We start from the raw sequence: 17,513 nt of genomic DNA on the forward strand, positions 1-17,513 counted from the left end.
TCGCAGTAAAGGGCGGGCATGAAAAAACCGGCTACTGCGAGCCGGTTCCCATGCAGTACCGCCAGCCTCAGCCGCCGCTGGCTGCCACGCTCTTGCGTTCAGCCACGAAGAACAGCGGGCGAATCCGCACCCCCACCACGTTGCCGGCATACGCCGCCACCAGCCACAGCCAGCCATGCACGCTGCCCGAGGCGATGCCGCTGAAGTACGCGCCGATGTTGCAGCCATACGCCAGCCGCGAGCCGTAGCCCAGCAGCAGGCCGCCGATCACCGCGGCCAGCAGCGAGCGCATCGGAATCCTCAGGCTCGGCGCGAAGCGCCCGGCCAGGCCTGCTGCCAGCAACGCACCCAGCACGATGCCGATGTCCATCACCGTGGTCACGTCCTCCCACAGCGGTGCAGCCAGGGCCTTGGCGTTGCCCGGCATCTGCCAGAACGCCCAGCTGCCCACGTCCACGCCCAGCCCGCTCAGGGTCTTGGCGCCCCACAGGGCGAACGCCGAGGTGATGCCCCACGGCCGGCCCGCCAGTGCCAGGGTCGCGTAGTTCAGCAGCGCCAGGCCGATCGCGCCCCACACCAGCGGCCACGGGCCACGCAGGAAGCGACGCAGGCCCTCATGCTGGCTGCCTGCCGGGGCCTCGAGGGCGCCGTGGCGACGCTTCTCCAGCACCACCGTGCCCCAGGCGATCAGGCCGAACACCACCAGGTTAAGCACCAGCGCGGGGGCCACGCCAAAGGTCTGCACCACGGAGGTGGCCGGGAACGACGGCAGCGCGAACCACCAGTCGGCGTGGTGGGTTGCAGTTACCGAACCGATGATGAAGAACAGCAGCGTCACCAGCATGCGCGCGTTGCCACCGCCCACCGTGAACAGGGTGCCCGAGGCACAGCCGCCGCCCATCTGCATGCCGATGCCGAAGATGAACGCACCGAACACCACCGACACCCCGGCCGGCGCCACCAGCCCGGTCACCGGCTGGCCGAACAGCGTGCCGGCGCCCAGGGCCGGAAAGAACAGCAGCACGGCGATAGCCAGCATCACCATCTGCGCGCGCAGGCCGGCGCCACGGCGCTCATTGATGAACACCCGCCAGGCGGACGTGAAGCCGAACGCGGCGTGGTACAGCGTGAGGCCCAGGGCGGCGCCGACGATCAGCAGCAGCACCTGTTTGATGCCCACGCTGGCATTCAGAAAGACGGCGCCGACCACCAGCAATGACAGCGCAACCAGTGGCGCGCCGAGACGGCGCTCAGGCGCCGCGGAGAGAGAAAGACCCATGACGATACTCGGATATAGACGGAACAGGCCGCGAGTATACCGTCACCAGCCACCGTGCGGGCTCACGGATAGAACAGCGGGTACATCGCAAGCGCCAGGGTCGAGGCGCAGGCATGCATCGCCATGGGCACCAGCAGGCCGCCGGTTCGGATCCGCGCATAGGCCAGCATCAGGGCGAGGATGAACAACAGCACCACGGTCGACCTGAAGGTGTACTGCAGGTGGATGGCGGCAAACGCCAGGGCGCTGACCACGATCGCCACCACCGCCCACAGCGGCTTGCGGAACGGGAACAGGTTGAGCAGAAAATGCCGGAATGCCAGCTCTTCGCCCAGGGGGGCGAGCACGATGACCATGCTGGTCAGCAGCACGCGATCGGCCAGCGAACCGGCACCGAGCAGGGTCATGAACTGCAGCATGAACGGCTCGGCGGGCTGGTCGACCAGGGCGGCGTAGTTGTAGGCCAGCAGGTAGACCACCACCACGCTGGTCAGGCCAAGCCAGAGGGCCTTGTAGCTGAAGTTGGCCCCCCTGAAGGCATGCCCGGCCAGCGGGTTGCGCCGCAGCAACAGGTACAGCCCGCCGATGGCTGCACACGCCACCAGGTGGGCGCCGAACAAAGCCAGGGTGAAGTCCAGGCCACTGCCGAACAGAAAGGCGCCGGCGAACTGCGCGGTGAAGTACAGCAGCAGGCCCAGCAGCGCGAGGCCGATGCGCTTGCCGGCGGTGCTGGCGATGTAAGGGGTGGTCACGGGACTTCCTTGTACGGGGTTGTTCACAGCGTTCTCCTTGGCGGGGGCGCATTATGGCGAGTTTCGCGGCTGCTGCGCAGCCCATCGCCGGCAGCCGGCTGCTACAGGCTAAGCGCTCAAGTAGATTCACATCTGGATACATCCGGCCATTTGCCATTCCCCTCGCCCTCTGTTTGCATCCGCGCTCTCTCCCCGTGCAGACAAGGAAATCACCCCATGAAAACCCTGGTAGTCGGTGCCAGCAAAGGGCTGGGCAAGGCCCTGATCGAAGGCCTCGGCGAGGCGGGCGACACGCTGGTCGGCGTGTCGCGCACGCGCCCCGACGGCATCGCCGCCAAAGCCGGCGTGCAGTTGAACTGGGTCGAAGCCAACCTGGCCGAGCCGGCCAGCGCCGCGCACGCCATCGCCCAGGCTGTGGCAGAGCACGGCCTCGACACGCTGATCTACAACCTCGGCATCTGGGAAGAGCTGGCCTTCGACCCGGCCTACGACTTTCTCGGCGACAGCGACGCGCAGGTACAGGCCATCGTCAGTTGCAACATCACCGCCACCCTGCTGCTGATCAAGCGCCTGCTGCCCACCCTGCTGCGCAGCGCCACCCCGCGCATCATCCTCACCGGTTCCACCTCCGGCCTGCCCCAGAGCGGGCGCCCCGAGGTGGCCTTCGGCGCCTCCAAGTTCGCCCTGCGTGGCATCGCCGATGCGCTGCGCGAAGGCTACCGCGAGCAGCGCCTGGCCGTGACCTGCCTGAACCTGGGTTACCTCAACACCGAAGACCCGCTCAGCACGCCCCGCGACGTGGCCGAGCAACGCGGCGAAGGCCTGCTGATCCCCGTGCACGACGTGGTGCAGGTGGTGCGCATGGCGCTGAGCCTGTCGTCGGCCAGCTACGTCAAGGAGCTGACCTTGCCGGCCCTGCTCGACGAGCGCTTCTGAGCGCTGATCAGCACGCTGGATAAAAACCGGCGAAAGCGCCATCCTTCTCGCCTTTGACGCGCAGCCTGGCTGCGCCCACCGTTATGTGAAGGACCTTTTTCATGCAGACGCTCAACGACACCGACTTCGAGTTCATCGAAGACATCCTGCTGCAGTATGGCGATGACCATTCGGTGCTCAACGCCTCGGAACTGGACGGCTACCTCACCGCGCTGGTGTCCGGCCCGGCGCCTGTGGCTATCGACGAATGGTTCCCGGGGATCTTCGGTGGTCGCCAGCCGGAATGGGAAAGCGCTGCAGACTGCCAGCGCTTCGTCGAGCTGGTGACCCTGCACGCGAACAACCTGGCCGAGCGTTTCTCGCCGCGCTTCGAAGAGACCGAGCACAACGGCCAGCCGCTGACGCTGGCCGAAGAGTGGTGCTTTGGCTACCTGCGCGGTGCAGGCCTGGCCAACTGGCCGGCCTTGCCGGCGGCGCAGCAGGTGGCACTGGATGTGATCGAGACCTGTGCCGCACAGGACAACTTCGAACTGCCTGCCGACCTGGATGTGGTGCTGCATCGCCAGCGCGTGGCCGCCATCGAGCCGGCGGCGCGGGCGTTGCAGGGGTACTGGGCGACGCAGCGCTGAAGCGGGCGGCGGCGCCGCCCATCGCGGGTCGAGCCCGCTCCCACAGGTTCGGCGCAGTTCCTTGTGGGAGCGGGCTTGACCCGCGATGACGCCAGCACATACCCCAACAATCCGGAGCAGTGCATGCCCACCACCCTCACCGCCGCCTTCCCCCACCACCTGGCCCGCGAAGTCCAGGACCTGGCCCGGCACCTCGACCTGCCCAACGGTGACCAGGGCATCGCCGTCACCCTCGACGGCGAACCCCTGACCCTGCCCTACCGCCTTCACCTGCCGGCTGCCGATACAGCCCGGTCACTGATCCACGCCTGCCTGCTCACCCGCCACCCCGACGGCCACGTGCGCGAGCGTTACCTGCAGCAGATCATTCGGGCACCAGAGGCGTGGGTCATCCCGTTCGTGTTCCAGCTCACCGGCGAATACGTGATCGAGCTGCTGGCGCTGTGCGAGGCCAACCTGTCGACCCTGGACGCCAGCGCCTACGGCCGCTTCTTCAACGACAACCCCGCCTACTTCAGCCTGACCCGCGCACGCATGGTCAGCTACTGGGATTGCTACCACCGCAGCCGCCACCCGCACCTGCGCAGCTACGTGGGCACCCGCCTGTTCCGCGCCTTCAGCGACTTCACAACGACCACTTCACGGTGAACATCACATTGCGCGGCTCGCCGAAGATGTTGGCCCCGGCCGGGTTGCTGATGCTCTGGTAGTAACGCTTGTCCGCCACGTTGTTGAGGTTGGTCTGCAACGTCACCGCCGGCGTCACGCGGTACTGGGTCATCAGGTCGACCACGCTGTACCCGCCCTGCTTCACGCTGTAGCTGGTATAGGTGCGGCTCTGGGTGCGAAAGGCCCCGCCCACGCTCCATTGATCGAGGTCGCCCGGCAACTGGTAGCTGGTCGCCAGCTTGAACAGGTTGTACGGCGAATCACTGTCGAAGCGGTCACCCTTCTGCGCCGAGCCGGTCGCCTTCACATACTCGGCCGCCGCATAGGTATAGCCGGCCGACGCCTGCCAGCCCGGCGCCAGTTCGCCGCCCAGCTCCAGTTCCAGGCCGCGGGTACGAATTTCGCCGGCCGCCTCGTAGCAGGCATCCATGGTCGGGCAATCACCTGCCGGCAACGACTTGGCCAGGTTCTCCTGGTCGAGCTGGAACAGCGCGAAACTGGCGTTCAACGCGCCACCGAAGTACTCGGCCTTGAGCCCGGCCTCGTAGTTGGTGCCGGTTACCGGCGCCAGCAGGCCACCGCTGCTGTTCTGGTACTCCTGCGGCTTGAAGATGCGCGTCCAGCTGGTGTAGACCGAGTAGGTGTCGTTCAGGTCATAGATCAGCCCCGCATACGGGGTGACCTCGCGGGTGGCCTTGTAGTCGGCGCCGAAGGCGTAGGCCCCGACCTCGGTGTGCTGCTGGTACTCATACCAGTCCAGGCGCGAGCCGAGGATCAGCTTCAGGTCATCGCGCAGGTTGAAACGCACGGCGGTGTAGGCACTGGACTGATCCACCTTGCCCTTGCGCGACCAGTTGTAGTCGATGGCCGGCCGGGGCACGTCCTTGTAGTGGAAGTTGTTGGGGTCCACGACATAGTTGAAGCTCGCATCCGGGCCGCCGCCAGGGCCGTCGTCGGTATCGTCGCGGCGGTAGCTCGCCCCCACCACCAGTTCATGGGTACGCCCGAACAGGCTGAACGGCCCGCTGGCATAACCATCGACACTCTTCTGCGTATGTTCGTAGGAGTAGCGCCCCACGTTCAGTTGCAGCTCGTCGGCGGTCGGGTCCAGCCGGTAGTAGCTGCTGCCCAGCATCTCCAGGTTGGCCTTCAGCCAGCTGGCGCTCAGGCGCAGGCGCCAGTCGTTGTCCAGGCGATGTTCCACCTCGGCGAACACGCTCTTGTTGGTCTTGTCCCAGTAGGTCCAGTCGGGGCTGAAGCGCGACGAGCGGGAAATGTCGAGGAAGCTGCCATCGGCATGGGTCGGGCTGCCGTTCCAGTCCGCGCCGGGGTTGTCCTCGCGGTTGTAGTAGCCGCCCAGGGTCAGCGTGGTGGCGTCCGACAGATCGAATTCGGTGATCCCGTACAGCAACTGGCGCTGGTTGCTGTAGGCATCGGTAAAGCTGTTCTTGTCCTGGTAGCTGCCCACCACTCGCCCGCGGACGGTACCGGCCTCATTGAGGCTGCTGCTGGCGTCGATTTCGGTACGGTAGTTGTCCCAGCTGCCGGCTGCCGCCGTGAGGGTGATCTGCGGCGCCAGCGTGGGGCGCTTGCGCACCAGGTTGAGGGTACCCGACGGGTTGCCCGAGCCCACCATCAGGCCGGAAGCCCCGCGTACCACCTCCACCCGGTCGAACATCGCCAGGGTCGCGGTGCCCAGGGTGTCGCTGTCGTAGGCGATGGGCAGGCCGTCGACCATGATGTTGTCGATGGCCGCACCGCGCGAGTAGAACTGCGGGCGCTCACCGCCGGTCTTGCGCAGGGTCAGCCCCGGCGTATAGCTGGCGATGTCGTCCAGGGTCTGCATGTTCTGGTCGTCCATGCGCTGGCGGGTGACCACGGTCACCGACTGCGGGGTATCCCGGGCCGAGGCCTTGAACTTGGTGGCCGTGGCCATGCTGGCGGTGGTGTAGGAGCCAGTGTTTTCCGTGACCTCGCCCAGCGTACTGCCGGTGATGCTGGTGGCACCCAGTTGCAGCGCATCACTGCTGTCGGCCTTCTCCAGGGTCAGGGTGCCGTTGTCGGTCACGCGCAGTTGCAGGCCGCTGCCCGCCACTGCCTGGCGCACCGCTGCCTCGGCGCTCAGTTGCCCGTTCACCGCCGCGCTCTGGCGCCCGCGCAGCAGCGCCGGGTCCACCACCAGGGTGCTGGCGCTTTGCCGGGCGATCTGGCGCAGGGCCTGGTCCAGCGGTTGCGCCGGTAACGCATAGCGCTGCATGGCTGGGTCCGCCCAGGCGCGGTTCAGGTCGAGGGAGCAGGCAGAAACGGCAACCGCGACAGCCAGTGCCAGGCGCGCGGGGCTCAGGAGTTGGGGACGCATGTGAAGGGCTTTCCTCGCAGGAAGTGAATGGGCGTTTCCTGCTATGTCCAGCGAGCCGAAAAAAGCCTTCACCCTGGCGGAACGTTTTTTTCAGCGCAGGTCGATCAGCGTGATCGGCCCGAACGCCTCGACACTGATCGGCAGCACCTGCGCCAGCGATTGCAGGGCGCGGTCGCTGTCGTCCAGCGGGAACACCCCGAACACGCGCAGTTGCGCCGCCGCCGGGGAAACCCGCAGCACGCCGTAGCGGTAAGGGCGCAAGGCATCGATCACGCTGCCCAGCGACGCGTCGTCCACCTCCAGGCGACCTTCCATCCAGGCATCCAGGCGGCCTTGCTCATTGCCCAGGGGCGAGAGTGCATCGTCGGCAAAGCGCAGGGTCTGCCCGCTGTCCACCACGATGCTCTGCCCGGCGCGATTGCGCACCTGCACGCTGTGCTGCTGCACGCTGACGGCACTGCGCTGATCCAGCGTGGCGACACTGAAGCGCGTGCCCAGGGCCCGCACCCGGCCTTGCGCAGTGACCACCTCAAGGGGGCGGTGCGGGTCGCGGGCCACCTGGATGTTCAGCTCGCCGTGGCGCAGATGGATCACCCGGGCTTCGGCACTGAACGCCACCTCCACGGTGGTGCGCGCATTGAGCAGCAGCACGCTGCCGTCGGCCAGTTGAATGCGCCTGCGCTCGCCGGTGCCGCTGTAGTGGTCGCTGAACACGGCGTCCAGCGGCATGCGCCGTTGTACCGTCAACAACGCCGGCAGGCCCAGCATCAGCAGCAAGACGCTGCCGCCGCGCAGCAACCGGCGCCGCTGCAGCGACAACCCGCTGCTGCGCAGGGCGCGGGTGGCCGCACTGGCGCTGCCGGGCACTTCCAGCAAGGGGTTCAAGGGTGTGTGGGTGGCCTGGGTAACCGCCTGCCAGGCCTGGCGATGGCTTGCGTCCAGCGCCTGCCACTGCTCGAAGGCGTCGCGGTCGGCTGCCGTCGCCGCCCCCGAGCCCAGGCGCACGCTCCATTCGATGGCTTCGCGCACCGCCGGGGTCAGCGCTGCCAGGCTGCGGCCGCTCACGTGCCCGCGCCCAGTTGCGCCAGGTAGCAATGGGTCACGGCGCGCCGCACCCAGCGCTCGACGCTGCTCAACGACACCTGCATCTGGTCGGCGATCTGCTGGTGGGTCAGGCCCTCCAGGCGGTTGAGCAGAAAGGCATGGCGCACCTTGGCCGGCAACCCGGCCAGCAAGGCATCCACCGCCTCCAGGGCCTCGCGCAGCACCGCCAGGGTTTCCTCGCACGGCGCCACCGGCTCGGGCAGGTTGGCCAGCGCTTCAAGGTAGGCGCGCTCCAGTTCGCCGCGACGCCAGAAGGTGTACAGCACCCGCTTGGCGACCATGCACAGGAACGCCCGCGGTTCGTCCAGCTGACCCAGGTGCGGCGAAGTCAGGGTACGCAGGAAGGTGTCGTGGGTGAGGTCCGCGGCATCGGCGTGGGAATTGAGCCGACGGGCCAGCCAGCCGCGCAACCAGTGATGGTGTTCGGCGTACAGTAGGTGCAACGGGTGCTGGGCGGACGGGCGCGGGTTGGACATGCGAGGGGCACACTAATGGTAATTGTTCGCATTCTTATCCCTCGCCCTGGGATTTGCAAGCCGTGCCCTACTCGCGGCAACTGGGCGAGCCGCCCCAGCGCATGTTGCGAATGCAGAAGTAGCGGTCCTTTTTCAGGGTCACGGGGGCGATCGTGCAAGGCAGCACCGCCGGGTCGATCTCGATCGACATCTCATCGGCCGCGTAGCGATCGTCATCGAATTCGATCACGCAGGTGCCGTCCTCCTGCGCCCGCTCGGGAAAGCGCAGGCCCTGTACCACCTGATCGCCCATCTTCACCCGCAGCGGGCTCGGTGCCGATGAGCTGCACGCCTTGAGGGCCGGATGGTTGACGGTTATCCACAGGGGGTACTCGCCGCCTGTGCGGTCAGGGAACAACGGAATGAACAACAGCGACTGGTAGGTCGACTGACCGTGATTCACCACCTTGAGCCACAACGGGCTGGCGTTGCAGGTGGCGCCCAGCGACGCGCCGTAGCGCAGCTTGGGGTCGGTGTGGTCCTGCCAGCCGCCCAGGCGGTCGGGCTTCCAGTCATGGCCCCATTTGTATTCGGTACAGCCGCCCAGGGTGAGCAGCAAGCACAACAGCGTGGCGATACGGTGCACGGTGAAGTCCTTCCTTGGTGGAGCATCCATCGGGAACACATTGTCGGGGCCAGGCGTCTCGCCGGCAAGGCCGGCTCCTGAACGCCGGCTCCTGCACGAGTCAGCCGCGCTGGAAGCAGCCCGGGGTGATGCCGACCACTTTCTTGAAGGCCCGGGTCATGTGGCTCTGGTCGAAGAACCCGCAACGCAGCGACGCCTCGGCGATGCCCACGCCACTGCGCAGCAACTGCTGCACCCGCGCCACCCGCGTCTGGATCTGATAGCTGTGCGGCGATACGCCCACGCTCTTCTTGAACACCCGTATCAGGTACAGCGGATCGAGCCCCACCCACTGCGCCAGGTCGTTCAGCGCGATGTTCTGCGCGTACTGCTCGTCGAGCATCTGCCGCACCCGTCGCACCACTTCGCGTTCGTCGGCCACCGCCCGGGGCTGCGGCCCGCCGCACCGCTCGAACAGCTGGCTGACCAGGTGCAGCAGCACGCTCTCGCGCTCAAGGCTCGAACACGACTGCTCGATCACCTGATGCTGGTGCAGGAAGGCCTGGGCAAAGCCCATGTCGTGGGTCAGCGCCTGCTGGAACAGGTGGATATGCCCGTCGCCGAAACGCCCCTCGAACACCGCACGGTTGAGCCACTGCGGGTCGAGGTAGAGCATGCGGTAGCTCCAACCCTCGGCGCTGCCCGGCACGCCGTCGTGCATCTCGCCCGGGGTCAGGGTGACGATGCTGCCGGCGGTGCCCAGGTGCTGGGTGCCACGGTAGAAGAGCTTCTCCACGCCCGCACCGATCACCCCCACCGCGTAGCGCTCATGGGAATGGCGGCCGAAGGCCCGTGCGCTGTAGCGCGCCGCCAGCAATTCACAGCCCCCTTCGGGGACGCGCCAGAAGCGCGAGAAGTCCTGTTGCTCCATGGCCTGTCCAGTTTTGTGCAATACGCGCGCAGGGCGGGTGGATAAATTTGCCCGACTTCTTCGCAACAGACCAGAGAAAACCATGCAGTCATCCAACGGGGTCACCCTCTCCAGCAACCGGGCCATCGTCGAACTGACACTGGGCGGGCTGATGCTCAGCCTGTCGGCGCTGGCGGTGGCCTTCGCCCATATCGGCGCCGGGGGCGCGGGTTTCTACCGGATGCTGATCGCCTCGGTGCTGTTCTACCTGCTGCTGCGGGTGAGAAGGCAACCTGCTCGCCTGGCCCACCCCAGGGCTCGACGCTACACCGCCCTGGCCGGCGTGTTCCTGGCCATCGACCTGATCCTGTGGCACCACAGCATCTACATCGTCGGGCCGGGCATCGGCTCGATCCTGACCAACTGCCAGGTGTTCTTCATGACATTGCTCGGGCTGTGCCTGCTCAAAGAGAAACCGTCGCTGTATTTCGTCGCCTCGATCAGCCTGGCCTTCGTCGGCCTGTACCTGTTGCTGCTGCCGGAGATGGGCAGCGCGCTGGGTATCCAGGGCGTGGTCTATGGCGTGCTGTCGGGGCTGGCCTATGCCGTGTGCGTGTACTACCTGAAAGTCACCACCCAACTGCCCCAGGGCGGCGGCGACAAGATCGCGCAGATGCTGCACCTGAGCCTGTGGGCGGCCGGGGTGATGCTGGGGTACGCGCTGTTGCGGGGCGAGAGTCTGGCCATCGCCGACCAGCAGACCTTCTACATGCTGGTGATCTATGGCGTGCTGGTGCAGTTCGTCGGCTGGTTGCTGGTCAACCGCTCGATTGGTGCCATCAGCCTCGGGCTGGCAGGGCTGATCCTGCTGCTGGAGCCGGTGATCACCTACTTCATCGACGTGGCATTTCTGGACAAGGCCAGTTCGGCCATGCAGATCACCGGGGCGCTGGTGACGGTGCTGGCGGTGTACATTGGCTCGATAAAGCCGCCGAGCAAGGCCCCGGCGCTGAGCGAGCCGGCCTGACACGGCGCTCGCGCAGCTGCTGCCTGAGCACATGCAGGGGCGGTGCGTAGAGGAAGCCGAACGACACGCTGTGCCTGCGCCCCTTCACCGCGTGGTGCATCAGGTGTGCGTGGTACAGCCGACGCAGATAGGGGTGGCGCGGCCTGGGGCGCGCGGGCCAGTGGCGGTGCACGATGCCGTCGTGCACCAAAACGTAGATCAACCCGAACCCCGCCACCCCGGCGCCCACCCACTGCAACGGGTCGTGGCCGGCATTGCCCAGCACGATCAGGGTGATCGCGGCCAGGGCCAGGATCAGCAGGTAGATATCGTTGGTTTCCAGCGTGCCCAGGTGCGGTTCGTGGTGCGAGCGATGCAGAAACCAGCCCCAGCCGTGCATCACGTACCGGTGCGCCAGATAACCGACACCTTCCATGGCGACCAGGGTGCAGAGAAAAATCGCGAAGTGGGCAATCATGGTCGGTACGGGGTTGGGAAATGACGGTGTCAGGGTATTTGATCGGCGGCCGATGGTCCATGCCCACCGGTAGCCAGGGCCAGCATCTGCATGGCCGGCGCCACTGCCTTGAGCAGGCGCTCACGCGCGATCCCGTCGCGGGCCTGCACCGACAACCCATGCAGCAGCGTGGCAAAAAAATCGCCCAGCGATTGCACATCGACCTCGGGTTTCAACTCGCCCGCCTCGGCCGCCTGCTGCAAGCGCTGAATGATCGACAAGGTTTTTTCGCGGCGGTGGTCGGCCAGCCATTCACGCACGGCGTCGTTGTCGGCCGAGCAGTTGGTGGCTGCCGACACCACCATGCATCCCAGTGGACCCGCTGGGCGGGTGTACAGGTCGACGGCATCGAGCAACAGCCGCTCGATGGCCTGGTAGGCCGTGGGTTGCTCGCTCAGCGCCTGGGTCGAAAATGCGCCCTCTTCGCGCTCATACAGCTCGATGGCCTCCTTGAACAAGAGCTCCTTGGAGCCGAACGCGGCATAGATGCGCGCCGAAGCGATACCCAGCGCAGCCACCAGGTCGCTCATGGACGTGGCTTCGAAACCGCGCGCCCAGAACACATCCCGGGCGGTGCGCAACGCGGCTTCACGGTCGAACTGGCGTGGTCGGCCTGCCATCTCGATAGTCTCCAACCAGGAATGAAGGCGGCATTATCCGTAATTGTTTGTCGAAAGACAAAGAATACTTGACGACGCGCAAGCTGCATCCTTATTGTTTGTCGATCAACAAACAATAGGAGTTCCACATGATCACGTTGAAAGGCCCCAGCCTGCATCTGGCGCAATTCAGTGCCGACCAGCCACCGTTCGACTCACTGCCCAACATCGCCCGGTGGGCTGCGCACATGGGCTTCAAGGCGTTGCAGATACCGGCCTGGGACAAGCGTCTGTTCGATGTCGAGCTAGCCGCAAGCAGCCAGGCCTACTGCGACGACATCACTGCCATGCTGGCCGAACACGGGCTGGTGATCAGTGAGCTGACCACGCATCTCTTTGGCCAGCTGGTGGCGGTACACCCGGCATACGACGCCTTGTGCGACAGTTTTGCACCGGCCCACCTGCAGGGCTACGCGGCTGCCCGCAGTGCCTGGGCGGTGCACCAGCTCACCTGCGCGGCCATCGCGTCGCGGCGCCTGGGCCTGAGCGACATGGGGACTTTTTCCGGTGCACTGGCATGGCCGTACGTCTTTCCCTTCCCGCAACGACCCGACGGCCTTGTTGAAACAGCCTTCGCCGAGTTGGCCAGGCGCTGGCTGCCGGTGCTCGATACCTGCGCCGAACAGGGCATCAACCTGTGCTTCGAAATTCACCCCGCCGAAGACCTGCACGACGGCGCAAGCTTCGAGCTGTTTCTCGAACACGTCGGCCACCACCCGCGCTGCAAGATGCTGTTCGATCCCAGCCACCTGATCCTGCAGCAACTCGACTACCTGGCGTTCATCGACCACTACCGGGACTACATCCGCATGTTCCACGTCAAGGACGCCGAGTTCCTGCCCACCGGCAAGCAGGGCCTGTTCGGCGGTTATCAACCCTGGCTCAAGCGCGCCGCACGCTTCCGTTCGCTGGGGGACGGGCAGGTCGACTTCAAGGGCATCTTCAGCAAGCTGGCCGAATACGACTACAGCGGCTGGGCCACGCTGGAGTGGGAGTGCTGCCTGAAAAACCAGCACGATGGGGCACGTGAAGGGGTGGCGTTCATCAACCGGCACATCATCCAGGTCACCGACACGGTGTTCGACGACTTCGCCGGTACCCCGGTGGCGCCGGCGGTCATCGCCAGGATGCTCGGCTTTGAAGGCAACCCTGTCGGGGAGCTGCAACGATGAGCACGCATTCTCACCATTACGCCCATGTGCACGGCCTGCGCCTGCACTACGTCACCCAGGGCGAAGGGGCACCGGTACTGCTGATCCCCGGCTGGCCACAGACCTGGTACACCTGGCGGCACGTCATGGCGGCCCTGGCCGACAACGGTTACCAGGCGATTGCCGTGGACCTTCCCGGCATGGGGCTTTCCGACAAGCCGCTGGACGGCTACGACACCGGCACCTGCGCCGCCCGCCTGCACGCGCTGATGGGGCAACTGGGGCACGAACGCTATGCCGTGGTGGGCCACGATGTGGGCATGTGGGTGGGGTATGCCCTGGCCAGCGATTTTCCGGGGGTGGTGAACCGGCTGTGCCTGAGCGAAGCGGTGATTCCGGGCCTGGCGCCGGCGCCGTCGATCTTCGCGCCGCCGGAGCAGAACATCTTCCTGTGGCACTTCATGTTCAACCAGTTGCAGGACCTTCCCGAGGCGCTGATTACCGGGCGCGAAGCGCAGTACCTGAGGTTCATGTTCGAGAAATGGGCTGTGCGCCTGGATCGGGTGGCGGTGGATACCTATGTGCAGGCGTATTCGGCGCCGGGGGGCTTGCGTGGCGGGTTTGCCTACTACCGCGCGATACCCGAAACGATTCGCCAGAACCAGCAGCGCGGGCAGGTGCCACTGGGCATGCCGGTGCTGGCGATCGGGGCGCAACTGGCAACCAATGATGCGCCGCGGGTAACCCTGGAGGGGCGCGCCACCACGTTGCAGGGCGCGATCATCGAGGGCTGCGGGCACTTTGTGACCGAAGAGGCCCCCGAGGCATTTGTCGGGCACCTGCTGCCGTTTCTGCGCTGAGGGTTGCGGCGCGGCCTTCGCCAGCAAGGCGCGCGCCTGTCATCTAGCGCGTGCCATTGCCCGCGAAGGGCGTTCAAGGCGCCTGCAATGCCTCCAGCTCATCCGCGCGTTCGGAGGTCATGCGCAGGCGGCAGCCACCGCCATTGAGGATGTCCATGGTGCCGCCGGTCTGCGTGAAGTAGAAATCGCAGTTGCTGTCGATGTACTTGATCCACGCCCGCTGCGCATCCCGGAGCTTGCCCTGCTGCACCGGCCCAAACGCGGCCATGGCCTTCTTGTAGACCTGGTTCAGGCGTTTGTCCTGGCGGGCGATCTCGGCGTTGTTGCATTCGTTCATGCTCACCGTGGTGTTCGCGGTGTCCATGCAGGCCTTGTACGCCGCCGAAGTCTTGTCCTGCGCCAGCGCCAGCGGCGCAACTGCCGCCAGCGACAGCACCGCAACCCCCATCATCCGCTTGATACTCATGGCTTGCCTCTCCTGTTCTGACTGCCTAGGGCGCACAGGCTCGCATGACCTGCTCGCGCAACCAATGGTGCGCCGCTTCCTTTTTGCGTCGCTCGTGCCACACCTGCTGAAAGGCGAACGCGCGAATCGCCAGCGGCGGCTCGAAACAGCGCAACCCACGCTGCGCCTTGAGGTTCTGCACGCTGCGCCGCGCCACGGTCAGCACCAGGTCGGTGCCCACCAGCACGTCGCTGGCCGCCGCCCAGTGCGGCAACGCCAGCACCACCCGGCGCTGCTGCCCCAGCGCCGCCAGGGCCTGGTCGATCTCGTTGTCGGCCCCGGGCCGCATCGCCACCAGCACATGGGGGCGCGCCAGCCAGGCGGGCAATGTCAGCCCGCCACGGGCCGGCAGCGTGGCGCGGTCGGCCACACACACGAACCCCTCCTCGAACAGCGTGGCGGCCTGCAACGGCTCGGCCAGGGTGGGGAATACGCCCAGCGCCAGGTCCACCTCGCCATCGAGCAACTGGCCGAGCATCGCCTCGCGGCTGCCCTGGCTGACCACCAGGTCGATGCCCGGTGCGGTCTCGCGCAGGCAGCGCATCAGGCCCGGCAGCACCACCCGCGCGCCATAGTCCGACATCGCCAGGCGAAAGCTGCGCCGCGCCCGCGCCGGCTCGAAACCGGGGCTGCCCAGCAGCGCATCCAGTTGCTGCAGGGCATCCTGCAACGGCGCCGCCAGTTCCAGCGCACGCAACGTGGGCTGCAGGCGGCCCGCACGGCGCACCAGCAGCGGGTCCTGGAAGATCTCGCGCAACTGCGCCAGCGCATGGCTCACCGCTGGCTGGCTGCGGTGCAGGCGCAAGGCCGCGCGCGAGACGTGCTGCTCGGCCAGCAGCGCATGCAGGGTCAGCAGCAGGTTGAGGTCGATACGGCGCAGATCATCCATGTGGCGAATAGCCCCTGTGCACAATTCGAATTTCCATCAGTGAAACAGATAACCAAGACTGTACCAAGCCCTCCATAGCCAGAAGGAAACCACCATGAACCTCAACCTCGCTGTCGCCATACCGCTGCTTGTCGCCCTGCTGGCCGGTGCCGCCGTGCCGTTCCAGGCCGGCGCCAACGCCGCGCTCGGGCGCCTGCTCGGGCACCCGCTGTGGGCCACGCTGATCTCGCTGGCGGTGAGCGTGCTGATGGTGCTGCCGGCCCTGCTGCTGATGCGCGCACCGCTGCCGCAACTGTCCAACCTCGGCCAGGCGCCGTGGTGGGCGTGGTTGGGTGGCGTGGCCGGGGTGGCCTACATCACCGCGGCGCTGATCCTCACCCCGCGCCTGGGCGCGGCCGGTTTCATCGTGTGCGTGATCGCCGGCCAGGTGCTCTCGTCGCTGATCATCGACCAGTGGGGGCTGATGGGCCTGCCATCGCGCCCGGTCAACGGCCTGCGCATCGCCGGGGTGGCGCTGATCATCGTCGGCATGCTGGTGGTGCAATGGGGCACCCGCGCCAACCGTTGAGGGCTCACCAGGGGTGGGTGCGCTCGAACACGTAGCCGTGCTGGGGGAACGCATTGAACAGGATCACCCCCAGCACCACCAGCAACAGCAGCCAGTCGACAACGCGCAGACGCGGCACCTGGCGCACCTCGCGCCGGTCACGACAGTGCAGCGCCTGCCCCAGGGTCATCAGTACGAAGGCGCCGATCCACAGGTAGTACCCCACGCCCAGCGCGGTGAGTTGCACGAAATCATAGGACTGCGGCGTGTTGTCCGGCACCGTGCTCACCACCAGGAACGACAGCCCCAGCAGCAGCGCCAGCACCGACAGGCCCAACCCCACCCGCGGCCACCAGCGATGGGCCAGCAGCGCCAGGCCGAAGACCGGGTTGGCAAACCAGCCATAGATCTGGAACGGGATGCCCCACAGCCCGTACACCAGCAACCATACCGAACTCATGTGGGCACCGTTGTCGGTGTAGTAGGCATTGAAATACAGGCAGGCCACGTACAGCACCAGGCTGAGCGTGAGGTAATGACGTTTCACAGGAGTGTCCGCAGGTCAGATGGAATTGGAGGGTATTGCCGGGGCCGGAGGCGTGACATTGGCGCCGCTGCCCACGCTGAACGAGAACGCCGCCGTGGCATAGATCGCCGCCACCAGCACCCAGGCCAGCCAGCCCTGGCCCGGCCCGCCCGGCGCCTGCCGGCGGTTGAGAAACTGGCCGGCCACGTATGCCGCCAACGCCAGCAACCACAGGTAGTAGGCGCCGAGCAGGTTGGCCTGGCCATTGGCCTTGCGCGGCACCAGCGCGCTGTCGCCCCAGCCGATCACTGGCAGCCACTGCGCCGCCAGCACCAGTGCCGCGACCGCCGCCAACAGCGACAGCAGCGGCCGGTTGCGCCGCAGCATCAGTGCCAGGCACAGCAGCGGGTTGGCCCACCAGGCGCTGCCACCCAGCCAGCCGAGGGTCAGCACATGCATGCCGCGCATGGTCACCTCGCTGACCGGCACGGCATCCAGAAACAGGCTGCCCAGGTACAGCACCAGGCTCAGTACCACGTAATGCCGCTTGAACAGTGCCAGCATCTAGTTGACCCCGAGTTCGCAGTCGTCGCAGGCCGCTGGTGGCTCGCCGAGGTTCATGTAGACCGGTCGCGCCGGCGCGACGGTGGCCTTGACGAACGACAGTGGAATGGTCAGCACGATACCCGCCACCAGCACCCAGTGCAGCCAGCCCAGCGCTGGCTGGATAAGCCTGGGCTGGCGCCGGTAGCGGTGCTGGCCGATCACGAATGCCAGCATCGAGGCCAGCCACAGGTAGTAGCCGGTGCGCACGTCAGGCCCGCCGTGGGGCGCCGGCGGGATCGGCGACCAGTCGGTCCAGCCCAGCGCCAGGGCCGAGCCCGCCAGCAGCAGTGCGCACCAGCCCAGGCGGTAAGCGGTTTTGGGGTCTTTGCGGTGGGTTGCGAAGGCGCCCAGCAGCAGCGGGTTGGCAAACCACAGGCCGCCGGCCAGCCAGCCCATCGACAGCGCGTGCATGCCGCGCAGCACCGAATCGTGCCCCCAGGCGCAGGCCTCCGGGTACAGGCAGGCGAGGTACAGCAGCAGGCTCAGCAAGCGGAAATCGAAGCGCACCAGTAAGTCCATTCAGCCGGGT

General features: G+C 66.6%; 21 protein-coding genes. 7 read left to right on the forward strand and 14 right to left on the reverse strand.

Annotated features, from left to right (window positions below):
* Nucleotides 1-67 precede the first annotated feature (67 nt).
* Both CR917_RS21260 and CR917_RS21265 read right to left on the reverse strand, forming a co-directional pair.
* Nucleotides 68-1,279, reverse strand: a complete 1,212-nt coding sequence (locus tag CR917_RS21260; RefSeq protein WP_054916313.1) for a YeeE/YedE family protein — start codon at nucleotides 1,277-1,279, stop codon at nucleotides 68-70.
* Between the two features lie 62 nt (nucleotides 1,280-1,341).
* A complete protein-coding gene (locus CR917_RS21265; protein ID WP_052504326.1) occupies nucleotides 1,342-2,031 on the reverse strand; it encodes a CPBP family intramembrane glutamic endopeptidase in 690 nt (229 codons plus the stop codon).
* A 216-nt stretch (nucleotides 2,032-2,247) separates the two neighbouring features.
* On the opposite strand from CR917_RS21265, the gene CR917_RS21270 reads away from it, so the two are divergent.
* From CR917_RS21270 to CR917_RS21280, 3 genes are all read left to right on the forward strand, one after another.
* Nucleotides 2,248-2,967 (forward strand): SDR family oxidoreductase, encoded by a 720-nt coding sequence (locus tag CR917_RS21270; RefSeq protein WP_104572921.1) that lies wholly within the window; start codon nucleotides 2,248-2,250, stop codon nucleotides 2,965-2,967.
* A gap of 101 nt (nucleotides 2,968-3,068) precedes the next feature.
* Nucleotides 3,069-3,596, forward strand: coding sequence for a UPF0149 family protein (locus CR917_RS21275; protein WP_100633012.1), 528 nt, complete (start codon nucleotides 3,069-3,071; stop codon nucleotides 3,594-3,596).
* 123 nt (nucleotides 3,597-3,719) lie between these two features.
* Nucleotides 3,720-4,244, forward strand: a complete 525-nt coding sequence (locus CR917_RS21280) for a hypothetical protein (protein WP_104572922.1) — start codon at nucleotides 3,720-3,722, stop codon at nucleotides 4,242-4,244.
* Here CR917_RS21280 and CR917_RS21285 read toward each other — a convergent pair.
* From CR917_RS21285 to CR917_RS21305, 5 genes are all read right to left on the reverse strand, one after another.
* Nucleotides 4,222-6,624, reverse strand: coding sequence for a TonB-dependent receptor (locus CR917_RS21285; RefSeq protein WP_104572923.1), 2,403 nt, complete (start codon nucleotides 6,622-6,624; stop codon nucleotides 4,222-4,224). The genes CR917_RS21280 and CR917_RS21285 overlap by 23 nt on opposite strands.
* Before the next feature lie 90 nt (nucleotides 6,625-6,714).
* Entirely contained in the window at nucleotides 6,715-7,689 is a 975-nt protein-coding gene (locus CR917_RS21290; RefSeq protein ID WP_158255602.1) for a FecR domain-containing protein, read from the reverse strand.
* Entirely contained in the window at nucleotides 7,686-8,204 is a 519-nt protein-coding gene (locus tag CR917_RS21295) for a sigma-70 family RNA polymerase sigma factor (protein WP_043864428.1), read from the reverse strand. Before CR917_RS21295 ends, CR917_RS21290 begins: the two co-directional genes overlap by 4 nt.
* Nucleotides 8,205-8,271: 67 nt before the next feature.
* Nucleotides 8,272-8,859, reverse strand: coding sequence for a hypothetical protein (locus CR917_RS21300; protein WP_043864427.1), 588 nt, complete (start codon nucleotides 8,857-8,859; stop codon nucleotides 8,272-8,274).
* A gap of 70 nt (nucleotides 8,860-8,929) precedes the next feature.
* Entirely contained in the window at nucleotides 8,930-9,739 is an 810-nt protein-coding gene (locus tag CR917_RS21305) for an AraC family transcriptional regulator (RefSeq protein ID WP_058541391.1), read from the reverse strand.
* Between the two features lie 82 nt (nucleotides 9,740-9,821).
* Between CR917_RS21305 and CR917_RS21310 the strand changes: the two genes are divergently transcribed.
* Nucleotides 9,822-10,745 (forward strand): DMT family transporter, encoded by a 924-nt coding sequence (locus CR917_RS21310; protein WP_054916306.1) that lies wholly within the window; start codon nucleotides 9,822-9,824, stop codon nucleotides 10,743-10,745.
* Here CR917_RS21310 and CR917_RS21315 read toward each other — a convergent pair.
* Entirely contained in the window at nucleotides 10,657-11,202 is a 546-nt protein-coding gene (locus CR917_RS21315; RefSeq protein ID WP_054916305.1) for a sterol desaturase family protein, read from the reverse strand. The genes CR917_RS21310 and CR917_RS21315 overlap by 89 nt on opposite strands.
* A gap of 29 nt (nucleotides 11,203-11,231) precedes the next feature.
* On the reverse strand, nucleotides 11,232-11,861 hold the full coding sequence (locus tag CR917_RS21320) for a TetR/AcrR family transcriptional regulator (RefSeq protein WP_104572925.1): 630 nt from the start codon (nucleotides 11,859-11,861) through the stop codon (nucleotides 11,232-11,234).
* 128 nt (nucleotides 11,862-11,989) lie between these two features.
* Here CR917_RS21320 and CR917_RS21325 point away from each other — a divergent pair, with 128 nt between their 5' ends.
* Nucleotides 11,990-13,072: a sugar phosphate isomerase/epimerase gene (locus tag CR917_RS21325; protein ID WP_104572926.1), complete on the forward strand. Its 1,083-nt coding sequence runs from the start codon at nucleotides 11,990-11,992 to the stop codon at nucleotides 13,070-13,072.
* Nucleotides 13,069-13,911: an alpha/beta fold hydrolase gene (locus CR917_RS21330; RefSeq protein ID WP_088515295.1), complete on the forward strand. Its 843-nt coding sequence runs from the start codon at nucleotides 13,069-13,071 to the stop codon at nucleotides 13,909-13,911. The genes CR917_RS21325 and CR917_RS21330 overlap by 4 nt, the downstream gene beginning before the upstream one ends.
* Nucleotides 13,912-13,984: 73 nt before the next feature.
* Here CR917_RS21330 and CR917_RS21335 read toward each other — a convergent pair whose 3' ends face one another.
* Nucleotides 13,985-14,377, reverse strand: coding sequence for a lysozyme inhibitor LprI family protein (locus CR917_RS21335; protein ID WP_043864420.1), 393 nt, complete (start codon nucleotides 14,375-14,377; stop codon nucleotides 13,985-13,987).
* A gap of 25 nt (nucleotides 14,378-14,402) precedes the next feature.
* Nucleotides 14,403-15,305: a LysR family transcriptional regulator gene (locus CR917_RS21340; RefSeq protein WP_058541388.1), complete on the reverse strand. Its 903-nt coding sequence runs from the start codon at nucleotides 15,303-15,305 to the stop codon at nucleotides 14,403-14,405.
* Nucleotides 15,306-15,399: 94 nt separating this feature from the next.
* Here CR917_RS21340 and CR917_RS21345 point away from each other — a divergent pair, with 94 nt between their 5' ends.
* The gene (locus tag CR917_RS21345; protein ID WP_104572927.1) at nucleotides 15,400-15,873 is read left to right on the forward strand and encodes a DMT family transporter; all 474 of its coding nucleotides are present in this window, start codon (nucleotides 15,400-15,402) and stop codon (nucleotides 15,871-15,873) included.
* A 4-nt stretch (nucleotides 15,874-15,877) separates the two neighbouring features.
* Here the strand turns inward: CR917_RS21345 and CR917_RS21350 are convergent, their stop codons facing one another.
* From CR917_RS21350 to CR917_RS21360, 3 genes are read right to left on the reverse strand one after another with little or no spacing between them, the layout of a single operon-like run.
* Nucleotides 15,878-16,399 carry a hypothetical protein gene (locus CR917_RS21350; RefSeq protein ID WP_043864417.1) on the reverse strand — a complete coding sequence of 174 codons (522 nt, stop codon included), beginning with the start codon at nucleotides 16,397-16,399 and terminating at the stop codon, nucleotides 15,878-15,880.
* Between the two features lie 15 nt (nucleotides 16,400-16,414).
* Nucleotides 16,415-16,942 (reverse strand): hypothetical protein, encoded by a 528-nt coding sequence (locus CR917_RS21355; protein ID WP_054916298.1) that lies wholly within the window; start codon nucleotides 16,940-16,942, stop codon nucleotides 16,415-16,417.
* Entirely contained in the window at nucleotides 16,943-17,491 is a 549-nt protein-coding gene (locus tag CR917_RS21360; protein ID WP_104572928.1) for a hypothetical protein, read from the reverse strand.
* Between the last annotated feature and the right edge of the window lie 22 nt (nucleotides 17,492-17,513).

This window comes from Pseudomonas sp. BRM28, from assembly GCF_002939405.1.
GTDB classification, from domain to species: Bacteria; Pseudomonadota; Gammaproteobacteria; order Pseudomonadales; family Pseudomonadaceae; genus Aquipseudomonas; species Aquipseudomonas palmensis.

Excerpts from the sequence above, each read along its gene's own strand:
- CR917_RS21260 (WP_054916313.1), bottom strand. The coding sequence starts at position 1,279 with ATGGGTCTTTCTCTCTCCGCGGCGCCTGAGCGCCGTCTCGGCGCGCCA.
- CR917_RS21270 (WP_104572921.1), top strand. The coding sequence starts at position 2,248 with ATGAAAACCCTGGTAGTCGGTGCCAGCAAAGGGCTGGGCAAGGCCCTG.
- CR917_RS21275 (WP_100633012.1), top strand. The coding sequence starts at position 3,069 with ATGCAGACGCTCAACGACACCGACTTCGAGTTCATCGAAGACATCCTG.
- CR917_RS21280 (WP_104572922.1), top strand. The coding sequence starts at position 3,720 with ATGCCCACCACCCTCACCGCCGCCTTCCCCCACCACCTGGCCCGCGAA.
- CR917_RS21285 (WP_104572923.1), bottom strand. The coding sequence starts at position 6,624 with ATGCGTCCCCAACTCCTGAGCCCCGCGCGCCTGGCACTGGCTGTCGCG.
- CR917_RS21295 (WP_043864428.1), bottom strand. The coding sequence starts at position 8,204 with ATGTCCAACCCGCGCCCGTCCGCCCAGCACCCGTTGCACCTACTGTAC.
- CR917_RS21300 (WP_043864427.1), bottom strand. The coding sequence starts at position 8,859 with ATGGATGCTCCACCAAGGAAGGACTTCACCGTGCACCGTATCGCCACG.
- CR917_RS21305 (WP_058541391.1), bottom strand. The coding sequence starts at position 9,739 with ATGGAGCAACAGGACTTCTCGCGCTTCTGGCGCGTCCCCGAAGGGGGC.
- CR917_RS21310 (WP_054916306.1), top strand. The coding sequence starts at position 9,822 with ATGCAGTCATCCAACGGGGTCACCCTCTCCAGCAACCGGGCCATCGTC.
- CR917_RS21315 (WP_054916305.1), bottom strand. The coding sequence starts at position 11,202 with ATGATTGCCCACTTCGCGATTTTTCTCTGCACCCTGGTCGCCATGGAA.
- CR917_RS21320 (WP_104572925.1), bottom strand. The coding sequence starts at position 11,861 with ATGGCAGGCCGACCACGCCAGTTCGACCGTGAAGCCGCGTTGCGCACC.
- CR917_RS21325 (WP_104572926.1), top strand. The coding sequence starts at position 11,990 with ATGATCACGTTGAAAGGCCCCAGCCTGCATCTGGCGCAATTCAGTGCC.
- CR917_RS21330 (WP_088515295.1), top strand. The coding sequence starts at position 13,069 with ATGAGCACGCATTCTCACCATTACGCCCATGTGCACGGCCTGCGCCTG.
- CR917_RS21335 (WP_043864420.1), bottom strand. The coding sequence starts at position 14,377 with ATGAGTATCAAGCGGATGATGGGGGTTGCGGTGCTGTCGCTGGCGGCA.
- CR917_RS21340 (WP_058541388.1), bottom strand. The coding sequence starts at position 15,305 with ATGGATGATCTGCGCCGTATCGACCTCAACCTGCTGCTGACCCTGCAT.
- CR917_RS21345 (WP_104572927.1), top strand. The coding sequence starts at position 15,400 with ATGAACCTCAACCTCGCTGTCGCCATACCGCTGCTTGTCGCCCTGCTG.
- CR917_RS21355 (WP_054916298.1), bottom strand. The coding sequence starts at position 16,942 with ATGCTGGCACTGTTCAAGCGGCATTACGTGGTACTGAGCCTGGTGCTG.